General features: G+C 62.9%; 14 protein-coding genes and 1 pseudogene. 5 read left to right on the top strand and 10 right to left on the bottom strand.

What is annotated here, in order from left to right:
- Together HLUSI_RS34050 and HLUSI_RS0110175 are read right to left on the bottom strand one after the other, a co-directional pair.
- A partial coding sequence (locus HLUSI_RS34050; protein ID WP_238533963.1) for an ATP-binding protein occupies positions 1-1,122 on the bottom strand: 1,122 nt, incomplete at its 3' end.
- An 18-nt stretch (positions 1,123-1,140) separates the two neighbouring features.
- Positions 1,141-3,558, bottom strand: coding sequence for a HAMP domain-containing protein (locus tag HLUSI_RS0110175; protein WP_016833862.1), 2,418 nt, complete (start codon positions 3,556-3,558; stop codon positions 1,141-1,143).
- Positions 3,559-3,891: 333 nt separating this feature from the next.
- Here HLUSI_RS0110175 and HLUSI_RS0110180 point away from each other — a divergent pair, with 333 nt between their 5' ends.
- Positions 3,892-4,791, top strand: coding sequence for a PCC domain-containing protein (locus tag HLUSI_RS0110180; RefSeq protein WP_050977678.1), 900 nt, complete (start codon positions 3,892-3,894; stop codon positions 4,789-4,791).
- 303 nt (positions 4,792-5,094) lie between these two features.
- On the opposite strand, the gene HLUSI_RS0110185 is transcribed toward HLUSI_RS0110180, so the two are convergent.
- Positions 5,095-5,277 carry a hypothetical protein gene (locus HLUSI_RS0110185; protein WP_016833864.1) on the bottom strand — a complete coding sequence of 61 codons (183 nt, stop codon included), beginning with the start codon at positions 5,275-5,277 and terminating at the stop codon, positions 5,095-5,097.
- A 185-nt stretch (positions 5,278-5,462) separates the two neighbouring features.
- Positions 5,463-6,056 carry a DUF4142 domain-containing protein gene (locus HLUSI_RS0110190; protein WP_016833865.1) on the bottom strand — a complete coding sequence of 198 codons (594 nt, stop codon included), beginning with the start codon at positions 6,054-6,056 and terminating at the stop codon, positions 5,463-5,465.
- Between the two features lie 238 nt (positions 6,057-6,294).
- On the opposite strand from HLUSI_RS0110190, the gene HLUSI_RS34055 reads away from it, so the two are divergent.
- From HLUSI_RS34055 to HLUSI_RS0110200, 3 genes are read left to right on the top strand one after another with little or no spacing between them, the layout of a single operon-like run.
- Positions 6,295-6,774 (top strand): thiamine pyrophosphate-binding protein, encoded by a 480-nt coding sequence (locus HLUSI_RS34055; RefSeq protein WP_238533964.1) that lies wholly within the window; start codon positions 6,295-6,297, stop codon positions 6,772-6,774.
- Positions 6,678-7,994, top strand: coding sequence for a thiamine pyrophosphate-dependent enzyme (locus tag HLUSI_RS28025; protein ID WP_414086658.1), 1,317 nt, complete (start codon positions 6,678-6,680; stop codon positions 7,992-7,994). Before HLUSI_RS34055 ends, HLUSI_RS28025 begins: the two co-directional genes overlap by 97 nt.
- 40 nt (positions 7,995-8,034) lie before the next feature.
- Positions 8,035-8,538 (top strand): GFA family protein, encoded by a 504-nt coding sequence (locus tag HLUSI_RS0110200; protein ID WP_016833868.1) that lies wholly within the window; start codon positions 8,035-8,037, stop codon positions 8,536-8,538.
- A gap of 2 nt (positions 8,539-8,540) precedes the next feature.
- Here the strand turns inward: HLUSI_RS0110200 and HLUSI_RS0110205 are convergent, their stop codons facing one another.
- Together HLUSI_RS0110205 and HLUSI_RS0110210 are read right to left on the bottom strand one after the other, a co-directional pair.
- Positions 8,541-9,506: a cation diffusion facilitator family transporter gene (locus HLUSI_RS0110205; RefSeq protein WP_016833869.1), complete on the bottom strand. Its 966-nt coding sequence runs from the start codon at positions 9,504-9,506 to the stop codon at positions 8,541-8,543.
- A 56-nt stretch (positions 9,507-9,562) separates the two neighbouring features.
- Positions 9,563-9,850 carry a SemiSWEET family sugar transporter gene (locus HLUSI_RS0110210; RefSeq protein ID WP_016833870.1) on the bottom strand — a complete coding sequence of 96 codons (288 nt, stop codon included), beginning with the start codon at positions 9,848-9,850 and terminating at the stop codon, positions 9,563-9,565.
- A gap of 156 nt (positions 9,851-10,006) precedes the next feature.
- Between HLUSI_RS0110210 and HLUSI_RS0110215 the strand changes: the two genes are divergently transcribed.
- Entirely contained in the window at positions 10,007-10,267 is a 261-nt protein-coding gene (locus tag HLUSI_RS0110215) for a hypothetical protein (protein ID WP_016833871.1), read from the top strand.
- A gap of 7 nt (positions 10,268-10,274) precedes the next feature.
- Here the strand turns inward: HLUSI_RS0110215 and HLUSI_RS0110220 are convergent, their stop codons facing one another.
- From HLUSI_RS0110220 to HLUSI_RS34060, 4 genes and pseudogenes are all read right to left on the bottom strand, one after another.
- Positions 10,275-10,862 (bottom strand): membrane protein, encoded by a 588-nt coding sequence (locus HLUSI_RS0110220; RefSeq protein ID WP_029363355.1) that lies wholly within the window; start codon positions 10,860-10,862, stop codon positions 10,275-10,277.
- Between the two features lie 121 nt (positions 10,863-10,983).
- A complete protein-coding gene (gene treY / locus HLUSI_RS0110225) occupies positions 10,984-13,779 on the bottom strand; it encodes a malto-oligosyltrehalose synthase (protein WP_016833873.1) in 2,796 nt (931 codons plus the stop codon).
- The gene (gene malQ / locus HLUSI_RS28030) at positions 13,776-14,879 is read right to left on the bottom strand and encodes a 4-alpha-glucanotransferase (RefSeq protein WP_083830897.1); all 1,104 of its coding nucleotides are present in this window, start codon (positions 14,877-14,879) and stop codon (positions 13,776-13,778) included. The genes treY and malQ overlap by 4 nt, the downstream gene beginning before the upstream one ends.
- Before the next feature lie 76 nt (positions 14,880-14,955).
- A pseudogene (locus HLUSI_RS34060) lies at positions 14,956-15,882 on the bottom strand (4-alpha-glucanotransferase); the annotation flags it as partial.
- Positions 15,883-15,942 lie beyond the last annotated feature (60 nt).

Raw genomic sequence — 15,942 nt, forward strand, 5'->3', positions numbered from 1 at the left:
CGCGACATCGATGCCGTCGATTTCCACGGCGATGTTTTCCGGCAGCAGGACATTGATCTGGAAGGGACGGAAATCGGCGCCTTCGGCGTGGTCGAGGAATTCAATCTCGATGCGGCCGTGTTCCTGCGTCACGAAATCCAGCACCGCATCCATGCCGACGCCGCGGCCGGAGACATCGGTCACTTCGCTGCGCGTCGAGAAGCCGGCGCGCATGATCAGACGCGCCAGTTCGGCGTCGCTCGGCACCGCGTCGGCGGCGATCAGTTGCTTGTCGACGGCGGTGCGGCGGATATGCGCCAGCGCCAGGCCGCGACCGTCGTCGGACAGCGCCATGTGCAGCATGTTGTCCATCACGCCCAGTTGCAGGCGGATCGTGCCGGCAGCCTGTTTTCCTTTGGCCTGGCGTTCTTCCGGCGTTTCCAGTCCGTGATCCATGGCGTTGCGGATCAGGTGCATGAATACATTCTTGAGCAGCGGCGAGGCATGCGTATGGATGACGTAGCCGTTGTCTTCGATCGCCACCGCCGGTGCGGCCTTGCCCAGTTCGCTCGCCAGCGCCGGCAGCGAATCGGTGACGCTGGCCAGGATGTCGGCCACCTGCTCGGTACCCGCGTTGAGCGCGACGATGATGACTTGGTTGACGATCAGCGCGAACTCGTCGTTCTTGCGATGCATCTCGCGGTTGTGTGTGATCAGCACGTTCATGTCGTCATGCCAGCGCTCGAAGGTGCGCATCAGGCCGAGCAGATTGGAGATGGTTTCCTGCGAGGCATCGCAGTTCTCGAGCACGCGCGCGACGCTTTGCGAATTCTGCGAACTGAGCTGCGCCACCACTTTTTCGGTGTCGCGCCGCGTCTGCGCCAGACGCACGTCGTTGTCGCGGCGTTGTGCTTCCAGTTCCTGCTGACGGGCGTCGATGTTCTGCTGGTACTCGTCCAGCGTCAGCTGGACGTTGCGCTTGAGCGCGTCGACCTGGTCGACATCGACCATGCGCCGCATGCGCATCTTCTGCCGTTTCAGCATCAGGGCCAGCGGCACGCCGGACAACAGTGCGCCCAGCAAGACGAAAAGAATCTGGTTCAACATCATGAAACGTTCCTTGCGATAAATCAGTTGCGACAATAGCCCTTCCCTGTCCGCTCAAGCCACCTGCGGATCGCCGTCCGCAGCCACGATGCCGGCCGGTGCAGTCTGGTCGAGGTCAGGCAGCGGATAGGCGACATCGATGCCGTCGATTTCCACGGCGATGTTTTCCGGCAGCAGGACATTGATCTGGAAGGGACGGAAATCGGCGCCTTCGGCGTGGTCGAGGAATTCAATCTCGATGCGGCCGTGTTCCTGCGTCACGAAATCCAGCACCGCATCCATGCCGACGCCGCGGCCGGAGACATCGGTCACTTCGCTGCGCGTCGAGAAGCCGGCGCGCATGATCAGACGCGCCAGTTCGGCGTCGCTCGGCACCGCGTCGGCGGCGATCAGTTGCTTGTCGACGGCGGTGCGGCGGATATGCGCCAGCGCCAGGCCGCGACCGTCGTCGGACAGCGCCATGTGCAGCATGTTGTCCATCACGCCCAGTTGCAGGCGGATCGTGCCGGCAGCCTGTTTTCCTTTGGCCTGGCGTTCTTCCGGCGTTTCCAGTCCGTGATCCATGGCGTTGCGGATCAGGTGCATGAATACATTCTTGAGCAGCGGCGAGGCATGCGTATGGATGACGTAGCCGTTGTCTTCGATCGCCACCGCCGGTGCGGCCTTGCCGAGCCTTGCCAGCGCCGGCAGCGAGTCGGTGACGCTGGCGAGGACGTCGGCCACCGGCTCTGTGCCGAGCAGGCGCAGCGTCTTGCGCACGGCATTGCGGACGGCGACCAGTTCATGCAGGTTGGCGGTGTTGACGGTTTCCAGGCGATGCAAGCTTTCCTGGATATGTTTGCGATCGATGGTCAGGATGTGGCGCTCCACGGCTGCCGCCTGTTCCGGCGCGGCCTTGCGGCCCAGCGTGACTTCGTTGATGCGGGCGTAACGATCGACGGCGACGCGCACGCGGGCCAGATCCTGCAGCAGGCGTTCCTGCTCCCAGACCGCGCCGGTTTCCGGATGGCGCAGGTCGTCGTAGTGCTGCTCGACGTCGTGCACCACGTTGCTCAGGTGCAGCAGGCCGTAGGTGCGACCGTTGCCCTTGATGGTGTGCATGTTGCGGAACAGCTTGGCGATGGCGAAGGCGGTGGCTTCCGGATTCTGATGGACGATCTGCTCGTTCTCGTCGAGGAAGCGGCGCGAGGTGGCGATGAAGTCTTCGAACTTCGGCGCGGCGACGGCGAGGATTTCGCCGATCATTTCCAGCTCGTGTTTCTGTTCGTTGGCTTCCGCTGCCAACTTGCGCAGCTCGGTGACGTCGCGCACGCACAGCATCAGGCGGATCACGGTGTCGGCGTCGTCGGTGATCGGCGACCAGCTCAGGTCGAGGATCTTGACGCGGCCGTCAGCCATCTTCTTCTCGACTTCACCGACCATCAGGTGTTCGTTGAATTCGAAGTTCATGATGTCTTCGCCGATGCAGGCGCCGCCGATGGCCTCGATCTGCGACAAGGTGTCGGCACCCAGCGACGTGCCGGCGAACACCAGCTCCATCAGGTCGCGGCCGGCGATGTCGGTGGTCTCGAACACGGTTTCGAGGAAGGCGGAATATTCCGGATGGACGGTGTTGCCGTCGACCACGGTCAGGATGCCTTGCGGGATGTTCTGCAGCATGGCTTGCATGTCGGCAGTCTTTTGCTTGACCAGCGCCGAGGCTTCCTCGATCTTTTCGACCATGCCGTTGAAGGCGACGATGGAATGGCCCACTTCATCCATGCGATCGACCGGCAGGCGGCGCGTGAAATCCTGGCTGGCGGCGATCTCGGTCATCATGGTTTGCATGCGGCTGATCGGGCCGGTGATCTGGCGATACAGCAGGAAGCCGATCAGCGCCAGCGCAATCACGGCCACGGCGGTGACGCCCGAGATCGTGGTGGTGGTCGACGCCAGGTTCTGGTTCAGTGCGGCGATCGCGCTGTCCTTGCTGCGATTCTTCTCGATGCGCAGCGTGTCGACCACGCCTTCGAGTTCAGCCTGGTATTGCACCACGTTGCCGAAGAAGGACGCCTGCGCCAGCGCATCCTTGCCGGCCAGCTTGAACTTGGCGGTGCTGTCGATGGCGCCGAAATAATTATCCAGGCTTTCCCTGGCCTGTTCGATCAGGCCCTTCTGCGCCTGGCTTGCGGCCTGTCCTGCCTGGAACTCCAACGCTTTTTCGAGCGTGGCCTTCTTGGCGGCGAGCTTTTCATTTTCCTGCACGACCAGTTGCGCGTCGGTCTCGGCCACCATCACCATGGCCGCCAGCTGCACATCCTTCAGTTGGCCCACCAGGTCGGACGAGGCCAGCACGCTCGGCACCACGCCTTCGGTCACCGACTTCACCTCGACCGCACTGCTGCGCGACTGAAACACGGCGTAACCGCCGATGGCTGAAATGGCGATGAACGTGAGGATGACGAGCAAGGTAATGCGCAGACGGATAGTCATTTGTCTTTTCCCTGGAGACTGGCAAGCGGCACGCCCTCTGGGGTGGAACGCGCGGCTTTTTTGTGATGGCCGCATTGTTGCATTCGAGTATTACTACTCCATGACAACAGGGGTCAAACAGGGAAATAGAGCAGGTATTGCCGTACATCAATAAACTTGATGGAGAGCACTTACAAGAATGCAGCAAGGAATTCACCCGGAGGTAAGCGCCACCGCCGCTATCGCTGCGGCAAAACATGAAATCCCAAAGCCGGATACCATATTCACCTGGCAACCCGCCCACCTACGACAAGCCGCGGCATGCATCGCGGCAACGAGGCACCAGGAGACAACATGCAGACGCTGGAACAAGCCCCCGCCCTTGCGCCTTTCGCGCGCACCGCCCGCCATCCCGGCGCGCCCGATCCGGTGCGCATCGTCAGCCTGGCCGGTCCGGCAATGGCCGTGACGATCACGCTCGAAGCCGGGCGCAACCTGCGCGACGCGATCAGCATTCCCCTGTCCCGCGCTGGCCTGGAGGGCGGCACCGTGCGCTTCGGCCAATTGGCCATCGCCGAGCTGCACTTCCTCATGCCCGCCCTGGCGGTGGATGACCAGCACGCCGCCTTCTACAGCGCGCCGCACGCCATGGAAGAAGGCACGCTCATCGACTATGCCTGCGCCACCTATGGCCGCAAGGATGGCGAGCCCTTCGTGCATTGCCATGCGGTCTGGCGCGACCGCCAGGGGCAGCGCCAGGGCGGACATCTGATGATGGAAAAGACCCTGGTCGGCGCGGACACCCCGGCGCAGGCCTGGGGCCTGCACGACGCCACCATGGCCACCCGCTATGATCCGGAAACCAATTTCACGCTGTTCTACCCTACCCGGCTCGCCGAGCAGACCGTCACCAGCACAGGCAAACGCGTGGTGCTGGCCCGCATTCGTCCTGACCAGGATCTGACCATGGCAGTCGAAGCCGCCTGCGCCGAACATGGGATGGCCAACGCCATCGTGCGCGGGAGCGTGGGCAGCATCATCGGCGCGGAATTCGACGACGGCCGCGTGATCGAGGACCGCGCCACCGAAATCCTGGTGCGTTCCGGCCACGTCAGCCGGGGACATGAAGGCGTACGGGCGCAACTCGACATCGCGCTGATCGATCCCCGCGGGCACGTCTGCGAAGGCGTGCTGGCGCGCGGACGCAATCCGGTGCTGATCTGCTTTGAACTGGTGTTGGAAGAGCTTGAGTAAGGCGGGGATACAGTGAAAAGAAGCGCGCCAGGCCTTCTTGCGCCTGGAAACGATCTTGACGCTGCTCGGCGTCATATCCAGCGGACGCGCATTGTCGACGAACTGTTCGACGTAACACGCGAATTTACGCTTGTCCAGCTTGAGCACACAAGGCACGTATTCAATATTCGGTGTCGATGCAGTTTTTTTCATACTCCCTCCTGCCGAAACAATCACCCGAAAATCGGCGACCCGGCAAAAAACTGCCGCCAGACTCATGCAGGGAAACAGGTGCGCCTGGCAGCAGGCCCGGGGGGGGGCGGCCTAAAAGCCTAAAGCGCGCCAGGCCTTCTTGCGCCTGGAAACGATCTTGACGCTGCTCGGCGTCATATCCAGCGGACGCGCATTGTCGACGAACTGTTCGACGTAACACGCGAATTTACGCTTGTCCAGCTTGAGCACACAAGGCACGTATTCAATATTCGGTGTCGATGCAGTTTTTTTCATACTCCCTCCTGCCGAAACAATCACCCGAAAATCGGCGACCCGGCAAAAAACTGCCGCCAGACTCATGCAGGGAAACAGGTGCGCCTGGCAGCAGGCCCGGGGGGGGGCGATTCGGGGATTCGGTCAATGATGCCAGGATGCTTATGTCTTGATACTCATGTCTTGATGTTAGTTCGCAATGTCATTTACTTCTTTGCGTCCAACTTGGCCTTCAACGCGTTCGCCATGTCCAGGTGATGCTGCAGGTTAGGCAGCGTCTTGGCGGCAAAATCCTTGACGTCAGGATCCTTGGCTTCGGCAGCGTGCTTGCTGAACAGCTTGACCGTGTCCTTGTGCGCCGAAACGCCGATCATGCTGATGTATTGTTTATCGAAGGTCGCACCGTCCAGCTTCTCCAGTATGGCGATCTTGGCGCGCTGGGCGACGCTCGGTTCGGTCGGCGGTTCGACGTTCTTGGTGGCGGCCAGTTTCTTGAGGTCGTCGCCCACGGTAGTGTGCTCGTCGACCATCAGCGTGGCAAAGCTCTTCACATCAGGATTGGTGGTCTTTTCCAGCGCGATCTTGCTGGCCTTGATCTCGGCATTGCCGGCTTCGGCAGCGCTGTTGATGAAGCTCTTGTCGGCGCGCGGCAACTCATCGGCGCGCGCATGGCCGATCATCAACGCCAGGCCGGCGACGCTCACCGCAGTCACGCCCAGGACCCTGATCAGGGTGCCGGAACGGCGAGGTGCGAGTTTAGCTGACTGCATGCGAAACTGCGGACGGAAAGTCGATGACATGGTGTTCTCCTTCTTGGTTTATCGGTGACGATTTCGCTGCGGACAGTGCCGCAACAACATGAGGTCAATGTAGTGCAGCGCCACGCCTCGCAAAATCGGACAGCGCCGCTGGTGCCTGTAGGAATTCAGGAGCTTTACGGATTCCTACATGGATTTACCGGCGTGACCGATACAGGCGTCGTGTGGGCAAGCCTATGCTGGACAACTATTCCACCCTGTCCACCCTGCCGAGGAAGCCATGTCCACCACCGTCGCCCAAATGCTCGTTGAAACCCTCCACACCATCGGCGTGCGCCAGATATTCGGGGTTGTCGGCGATGCGCTCAATCCCTTCACGGAAGCCGTGCGCAAGGACAAACGCATCGAGTGGATCGGCGTGCGTCATGAAGAAGGCGCCGCGCTGGCCGCCGCCGGACAAGCCAAACTCACCGGCAAGCTCGCGGTCTGTTGCGGCACCACAGGCCCCGGCGCCAACCACCTGGTCGCGGGCCTGTATGAAGCGCGCAAGGACCACGCACCGGTGCTGGCGATTTCCGGCGGCGTGCCGGCGGCATCGACTACTTGCAGGAAAACAACCCGGACCTGCTGTTTCGCGACGTCGCCGCCTACACCCAGACCATCATTGATCCGGCGCAGGCGGTGCAAGTGGCGCACCAAGCCATCGCGCAGGCTTACCACCAGCGCGGCGTCGCGCACATCAGCATCCCGGCCGACGTGATCGGCGTCAAGCTGCCGGGGACCCCGTCCGTCGCCAGCCTGAATACCTTGCGGCCGCAGCCTGAAGTGACGCCGCCCGAAAGCGAAATCGCCCACGCCGCGCAACTGATCAACGCCGCCAAATCGGTTGCCATCTTCGTCGGCAATGGCGCGCGCTCCTCCATAGCCGATATCGCCGTGCTGGCCGAAAAACTGCAAGCGCCGATCCTGCACACCTTCCGCGCCAAGGACATGCTGCCCTACGATCATCCGCATTGGATCGGCGGTGTCGGCCTGATCGGCGGCGCACCCGGCATGGATGCCATGCGCGATGCCGGGCTGCTGCTGATGCTCGGCACCGACTATCCCTATTCCGAATTCCTGCCCACCCGCACCCAGACCGTGCAGATCGACGAACGCGGCTTCGTGCTGGGACGCCGCATGCCCGTCGACCTCGGCATCACCGGCTCGGTCGGTCCGGCGGTGACGCAGTTGCTGCCACAGGTGCAGGGCAAGACCGACAACGCCTTCCTCCGCAAGGTCGGCGAGCATCGCAAGCAATGGAACGAGACGCTCGACAAGCACGCCGTGCTGCCGGCCGATGCCGGCAAGGGACCGGTCAAGCCACAATACCTGGCGCGCCGCCTGAGCGACCGCGCCGCTGAAGATGCGGTCTTCGTGGTCGATACCGGCGTGGTGACGCTGTGGTGCGGCAACTGGATCCGCCAGAGCGGCCGTCAGCGCATCCTGGCTTCATTCAACAACGCCGCCGTCGGCACTTCATTGGGCCAGGGCAACGGCATCCAGGCGCTCGATCGCGACCGTCAGGTGATCGTGGCGGTGGGCGACGGCGGCTTCACGATGTTGCTGGGCGAATTCATGACTGCTGTCGAACACAAACTGCCGGTCAAGGTGGTAGTGTTCAACAATCGTGAATGGGGACTGGTGCATCTGGAAATGGAAGAAGCCGGCCTGCCCGCCTTCCAGGGGTCGGAGTTTCCCAATCTCGATTTCGCGCTGTTCGCCGGCGCTTGCGGAGCCCAGGGTTTCACCGCGAAGACGCCGGCGCAGCTGGAAGAAGTACTGGAGCCTTTCCTCGCCGCACCTGGACCGGCTATCCTGAACGTGTTCATCGATCCTTCAGAGCTGCCGATCATGCCGCACATCAAGCTCGACCAGATCTGGCATTTCGGTATGGCCAAGGTCAAGGAAGCGATGATTTCGATGGGCGGCGCCGGCTAGCTAAGCCGATGCCCGCCAGGAAAACCCGGACGAGGAATACATGAAACTCAAAGGATCCTGCCACTGCGGCGCCGTCAGCTTCACGCTCAACAGCAATACGCCCTATCCTTATCAACGCTGCTATTGCTCGATCTGCCGCAAGACCCAAGGCGGCGGTGGCTATGCCGTCAACCTCGGCGGCGACTTCCACAGCCTCAAGATCAAGGGCGCCGACGACGTCAGCGTCTATCACGCCCGCCTCAAACGCAAAGGCGAAAAGCGCATCCACACCAGCACCGGCCAGCGCCATTTTTGCCGCCGTTGCGGCAGCGCGCTGTGGTTGTACGATCCGACCTGGCCCGATCTGGTGCATCCGTTTGCGTCGGCCATCGACACGCCTCTGCCGACGCCGCCTGACTACACGCATCTGCTGCTGGATTACAAGGCGCCATGGGTAGAGGTCGAGGTCAAGGCCGGCCGCAAAGACAAGCAATTTGCACAATTCCCCAAGGAGTCGTTGCTCGAATGGCATCAGCGTCACGGCTTTGCCGAGGCGGATGATTAGATTTATGTCGTGCCCGGATCTTCATTGCGCTGCTTGTGCAGCACGTCGTGGAAGCGCCCTGCCGTCTGCGGCTTGATGAAAAGCGCCACGATTTCCGGATGCAATGCATGGAGGTGCGTCTCCATTTCAATGACCAGCGCTTCGATCTGCGGTGTAGTGAGCTTGTCTTCGAATTCCACGCTGAGCGCCGCCAGGATCTGATGCGGCGCCAAGTGCACGGTCAACACGCCGTTGGCGCCGGCCACGCCGTCCAGCGAAGTGGCTTCCGCCAAGATGGAGTCCAGCACCTCCTGCTGCGCACGCTCGCCGATCAGCAAGCCCTTGGTTTCCTGTCCCAGCACGGCGGCAGTCGCCGCCAGGATCACGCCGATCACGATCGACGCGACGCCATCCCAGATCGGCTCGTTGAAATGCTGCGACAGCCAGATGCCGGCGAACGCGGCTGCAATTCCCAGCAGTGCGGCGGTGTCTTCCAGCAGGACAATGAAGGTCGGCGGATCCTTGCTCCGCAGGACCTCGTCGGGCAGTTCGGCAAGGCGTTTGCGGCCCTTGAACTTGTGCAGCGTCAATAGCCACGAGCATCCCTCGAAGATGGCCGCCGACAGCAACACAAGGTAATTGGCGACGACATTTTCCATCGGCTCCGGATCAAGGATGTGCCGGATACCTTCGTAGATCGACAGGCCTGCGCCAAAGGTGACGATCAGCACCGCCACCACGAAACTCCAGAAATAGACTTCGCGGCCGTAGCCGAGCGGATGGTCGTGGTCGGGCCGCCGGTTGGCGCGCTGCAAACCATACAGCAGCAGGAGCTCGTTGCCCATGTCGACCAGGGAATGGATGCTCTCGCTGAGCATGGCCGAACTACCGGTCCATGCCGCCGCCCACAGCTTCGTGAGCGCGACGAGGAAATTGCCGGCGAGCGCGGCATAAATCACCAGCCGCGACGATTCTGCGGGCTGCTGCAAGCGGCTCAATAATTGACCAGAAGCGTGTCGGGAAGCGTGTCGCGAGATGTTGACCATCAATCGTCCCTGGCGTCCCTGGCGCCCTGCGGCGCCCGTCGGCGATTGCGCAGGTATACCACCTGCCCCACCAGCGCCGCGCACAAGGTCGCCGCGTTGGACGCAACAAATACCCAGTTATCGACGCTGGCGCTATAGATCACGAAGCCGGTCGAGGTTGCCAGCTGGCCGATGAACATCCAGTGCGAGACGCCCTTGGTGCTGCCGCTGCGCCACTGCGTAAAGACTTGTGCGGACACCGTGAGCAGCAGGAGCAACGCGCTGATCCATCCGACTACATCCATCATCGCGGCCTTCTTTCTTCGAATGTGTGCTGTTGTTGCATTCCGCTTTTACATCGCGCTTTGTATAGTCCTACAAGGCAATCAGGCGCTGTCCGATGCCGGGTCGGCGCGCTTGCGATTAGGCTTGGTCATCGCATCCCATTCTGCAAGGAGCATCCGATGAACGCCCATTCCAATGCCTCCCAAGCCCGTGAACAATATGCCGATGAATTGATGCGCCGCTATCTCGAGCTGCGCCGCTGGGCCGTGGAAAACTGGCCCAACCCCGAGCAACCGCTGCAGGCGGCGGATTTCATCGCGACGGATCGGGAGTTGCAATTGCTGCTTGGCGCGCGCGCGCGCCTGAACGTCGACAAATACGCTCAGCAGCGCCCCGCCAATGCACAATACGAAGACGTCACCCCGATGCCCTGGCCTTGACCCCGGATCAGATCCGGCCTGTATAAGAGCGATTGCCCTGCAGGTCGACATACCGCGGCGGCGTCAGCGGGTCGAAGTCCTCCCAGTCGCCGTGTTCGATATGTCCTTCGCTGCGTTCGATGTCGGCGGCCTTGAGTGAGTGCAGCAAGGCAATGGCTTCGTTTTCCTGGGGTATGCCTTCCACCGCGACAGCCACGCGCATGCCTGCCTTGCGCACTTCCACTTCCTGCGTATGGCGGCCGCCTTCATCGGTATCGTCGGTGGCGTTGAGCGTGCCTACCAGCGAACCCAGATGCGCACCAACCAGGCCGCCAAGTGCCGGACCGGCCGGCCCCGTGACAGGTGCCGTAGTCGAACCTACCGTAGCGCCGACTATGGCGCCGGTCGCTGCACCTGCTGCCACGCCGGTCGGGGTGTCCTTGGCCCCCGGCGATTCATTACGGTCGCCTCCGACCGGATAAGTGTCATGCTGACCTGCAGGATTGAGATAAAAGGTGGTGATGGCATCCCGTGGATAACCGGCCTGGACCAGCTCATCCACCGCGTACTCGGTCTCATCCACTAATTGAAATCTGCCTAAAATGATCGAGGACATGTGAATCTCCTTGCAAACATAAGCCGCCAAGCACTCTTGTCGTCTTCTACCGATACTAGTCGGCCCCGGAGCGCCCCACGATAGGCGAGCTCCGCATTTGTCTGTAGGAATTGCTGCGGTTTTACCCGGAAAGCACCAGCACATCCACCGGAAGTGTCCTCAGCACATCCGCTACAACAATCCGCTGCTCACGCACCGCTCCTTCGGCGCCGGACAAGACGCTTTGCCATTCGCCGGCCGGACTCCCTTGCGGCAACTGCACCGCCGTGTCGCCCCAGCGCTCCGGCGGGACCAGCGGCGTCGCCGCATGCAGCGTTTGCGCCGTATGGCCGCTGACGATCAAGCGCGCCGCGTGGCGGCTGACCAGGATGATGATCGTCAACCCGCCGCTGCGGCGTGCAAACGCAATCAGCTTGTCCGCCAGTTCGCCGGTGACCGCCAACGGTACATATTCGCCGGTGGTGAACAATTCCTCCCTGCCGCTGCGGAAATGCAGCAGCGTACGGATCACCTGCTGTTTGCAAGCGCCGCTGCGCCAATCCTCCAGCGTCAGCGGCGCCATCCGGCCGGTTTGCATCAGGCGTTGCCGCAAGGCGTAATCAACCGGTCGCCGGTTGTCGGGATCGACCAGACTGAAATCCCACAGATCGCATCCCTGATACAGATCCGGCACACCCGGCACGGTCAGTCGCAATACCGTCTGGCCGAGGCTGTTGAGCACGCCGGCGGCGGCGACTTCCTGGACGAAATGCCGTAATGCCGGCAGGAAAGCATTGTCGGCATCGGCCCGCAGGATGCGCCGCAGGAAGCCGTCGCACTGTCCTTCATAGTCCGGATCGGGTGCATTCCAATCGGAGCGGCGTTTGGCCTCGCGCAAGGCTTTTTCCTGCCAGGCAGAGACGCGTTCCAGCAAATTCGCTTCCCCGGATTGCTCCAGCGGCCACGCGCCGATCAGCGTCTGGTACAGCATCAGTTCGTCGACCGCATCGATCGGCATCTGCACGCGCGCGGTCTGGTTGAGCGCACGCCAGCGCTGCAAGGTGCTTTGCCAGTGCGCCGGGATTTCGCTGAGCACCGCCAGCCGCATGCGCGCATCTTCACCGCGCTTGTGGTCGTGCGTTGCCGTCGCCAGCATCGCCAGCGGGAAATCCTGCTGGCGGCGCATCACGTGCCGGTGGAAATTCTCGACGCTGATCCCCAACTGATCCGGCTCCGAACCGACTTCATTGCGCGACAGCAAGCGACCGTACCGATAGAACGCGGTGTCTTCGGTCGACTTGGCCGTCAATGGCGGCGTCAGTTGCTGGAAGCGCGTCAGCGCGCGCCAATGCAACTGGGCATGGCGTTCGTCTTGCATTCCGGGTTGCGGCGGATCGGCGAGAAGAGCGACGATCGCTTCCAGCGCGGCCTGGTCCGATTTCGCCAGCAGCTCGCGCACGCGTGCGGCGGTGGCGCGGATCACGAAGGCATCGCGGGCGTTGCAGCCTGCGCGAATACCGTAGGTGCGGTACACCGGGAAATACACCAGCAATTCCCGCAGGCAGCGCCGGATCGCCATCAGCGACAGGTCGCGCGTGCTCACTGCGGAGCGCGCCAGTGCATGCAGCGCTGAGGTCAGCGCATTGAATTCGCTGGCGAAATTACGCTCCAGCAACCACCGCCGTGTGCTGTGCACCAGATAGTCGAATCCGTCGGGATCGGTCCGATATTCCTTCCAGACCGCGTCCAGCAGAGCGACGCCATCGTCGTCATGCAACACCGCTGCAGCCTGGTCCATGAAGTCGTACCCGGTGGTGCCGTCGATACCCCAGTCTGTCGGCAGGTTTTCTTCCGCGCCGAGGATCTTCTCGGCGACGATGTAGACCGGCGCGCCCTGCGTCAGCGCTTCCAGCCGCTGACGCAAACGTTGCACATAAGCCGCAGGCTCCGCCAGGCCATCGATGTGGTCGAGCCGCACGCCGTCGATAATGCCTTCGCCGACCAGGCGGAACAGCAAGGCATGCATGGCTTCGAACACGTCGTCCTGCTCCACTCGCATGCCGATGAGATCGCCGATTTCAAAGAAACGACGCCAGTTGATCTCGTCGCCGGCGTTGCGCCAGTCGCACAGGCGATAGTGCTGACGCTCCAGCAATTCGTGCAAGGCGCTCGCGCCCTCCGGCGTCAGGGCCGAGAATTTTTCCAGACCGGCAACAATCGCGGCGTGCACGGCCGGATCTGCGGCGACCTGCTCCAGCACGCGCCAGGCGTGTACGGCGCAGCTCCGGCGTTCTTCCTGTACCGCGGCTTCCAGCACGCGCCGGAACGCCCCGACAGCCTCCTGCAATCGCGACGATCCGGAATCAGCCGCGCCGAGCAGGTCGACATAATCTTCCGGCGCCAGCGGCAGGCGGTTGCCAGGACAGATCACGTACAAACGGCCGGCGTCCAATTCCAACTTGATTTCGCCGGCGCGCAGCAACTCGCCGTAAGGCTTGCCAAGCACCGGCAGCAGCACCTTGCCGTGCAGCGCCGGATCGGCGCCCTGCCATTCGATGTCGAACCAGCTTGCATATCGGCTGTGCTGTCCCCACAACAGTACATCGCGCCACCACGGATTCTGTTCGCCCAGCGCCATGTGATTCGGGACGATGTCCACGATCAGTCCCATGCGCCGTTCGTGCAAGGCCTGCACCAGCCGGCGCAGGCCGTCTTCGCCGCCCAGTTCCGGATTGATGCGGGTCGGGTCGACAACGTCGTAGCCGTGCGTCGATCCGCTGCGCGCGGTAAAGACCGGCGACGCATACAGATGGCTGATGCCCAGCCCGGCGAAATAATCGATCTGCGCCAGCGCGTCGTCAAAGGTGAAATCGCGATGGAATTGCAAGCGCAGCGTGGCGCGTGGAATCAGTGTCCGGGCGGATGCGGGGGCGTTCAAGGTTTCCTGCCTGTCTTGTCTGTGTTTTTTGCGTGGACGGTACGTTGCAACAGCCGCATGCGCCGGCGGCAATCGACGTGGTCCAGCAGCGTCTCCGCGGTGGCCGGCAAGCGGCGTTGCCAGTTGGGATGAGTGTCGACGGTGCCGGGCAGGTTAGGCTGCTCTTCCAGTCCGAGCAAATCCTCAATCGGCAGCAGGGCCAGCGGCGCAGGCGTTTGCGCGATGAAAGCGGCGGCGCCGTCGATCACGTCCTGCGGCGCGTCGGCGGCGGGCTGATCGCCGACTACGCATTCGGCGTCGAGCAAGGCCTGCCACAACAGACTGCGGTCCTCGTCACGATCAGCACGGGTCTGCGCATCGGTAGCGCCCGGCATCAACAGGTCGAGCCTGGTCCGCCAGCCTATGTCGCTGCCCTGCCACCAGCCGGATACGGTCGGCAGGTCATGCGTCGAGGTGGTCGCGATGGCGTGCGCCGGCCATTGCGCCGGCGGCAGGAAGTTCGCGCGCGCATCGCGCTGGAACCATAGCACCCCGATGCCGAGCAAGCCGGCATCCTTGATCTCGGCGTCGAAACCTTCAGGCACGGTGCCCAGGTCTTCTCCGATGACGACTGCGCGATGACGCCACGACTCCAGCGCAATCAGCCGCAGCAGGTCGCGCGCCGGATAGCGCAGGTACGCGCCTTCATTGGCATCGCCGCCTTCGGGCGCGAGCCACAGCCTGGTCAGGCCCATGACGTGATCGATACGCACGCCGCCGGCATTGGCGAAGGCCGAGCGCAGCATCGCAATGTAGGAGCGGAATCCCTGCGCGCGCAAGGGGGCCAGCGGCGAAAACGCGCCGATGCCCCAGTTCTGGCCGCGGGTGTTGAGCAAGTCAGGCGGAGCACCCGCCGACAAACCGGTGATCATCTCGGATCTCTGGCTCCACGACTGGCTGCCGCCGTTGTCGGCGCCCACCGCGAGATCGGCAATCAGTCCGACCGCCATGCCCGCTTCCCGCGCGGATTGCTGTGCCGCCTGCATCCATCGCGACGCCTGCCATTGCAGGAAGATGTGGAAATCCACTTCGCCGCTCTGCTCTTCCGCCAGACGTTTCAACTCGGCGCTGCCCGGTCGGTGATAGCGCTCCGGCCAACGCCGCCAATATAGTTATCCCCCGATACGGCGAAAACGCGCCGATGCCCCAGTTCTGGCCGCGGGTGTTGAGCAAGTCAGGCGGAGCACCCGCCGACAAACCGGTGATCATCTCGGATCTCTGGCTCCACGACTGGCTGCCGCCGTTGTCGGCGCCCACCGCGAGATCGGCAATCAGTCCGACCGCCATGCCCGCTTCCCGCGCGGATTGCTGTGCCGCCTGCATCCATCGCGACGCCTGCCATTGCAGGAAGATGTGGAAATCCACTTCGCCGCTCTGCTCTTCCGCCAGACGTTTCAACTCGGCGCTGCCCGGTCGGTGATAGCGCTCCGGCCAACGCCGCCAATCGCTGGCGACCCCGATATCCTTGGTGTGCAGCCAGTGATGCAGCGTCTCGAACAGCGCGTGGTCCGCCAGCGCCTGCCCTCCTTGCAACCGGAACGCCGCCAGTTCGGCCGAAGGTCGCTCCTGCATGCGAAACATGGCGTACAGATGGCGCAGCAGCATCATGCGATGCGCGCCGGCTTCGGGCCAGTTGACCAGGCTGGTCTGCTCCAGCCGCCGGTGCCGTGCCAACAACTCGGCGCCGCCTTCATTGAGCACCTGCGCCACGGCATCCGCGCCGAGCACCGCCGCCGGATCGATGTACAGCACATTGAGGAACAGCCGGCTCGATGGCGAATAAGGACTGAAACGATGCGCATCTGCCGCGAACATCGCATGCACCGGTGAAATCGCCAGCGCCGACGCGCCCTCCGCACCGGCCCGTGCAGCCAGTTCGGCCAGGCCGGTGAAGTTGCCGATGCCGCCGTCGCCTTGGCTGCGCAGACCGTACAACTGCAAGGCCAGGCCCCAACCGCGGTCTGCATGCGTTTTGAAATGCTTGTGCGGCGTGGCGTCGAAGGCATCGGCCACGCTGTAGCAACGACGCGGCGCCACCGCCAGCGTGATCTCGGCCTCGCCCACCTGCAGGCGATGGTAGCCGTACTCGTCGATCGCTTCCAGCGTCGGCGTGCGGCTGTCGTT

Origin of the sequence: Herbaspirillum lusitanum P6-12, from assembly GCF_000256565.1 — a bacterium.
Classification (GTDB): Bacteria; Pseudomonadota; Gammaproteobacteria; order Burkholderiales; family Burkholderiaceae_D; genus Herbaspirillum; species Herbaspirillum lusitanum.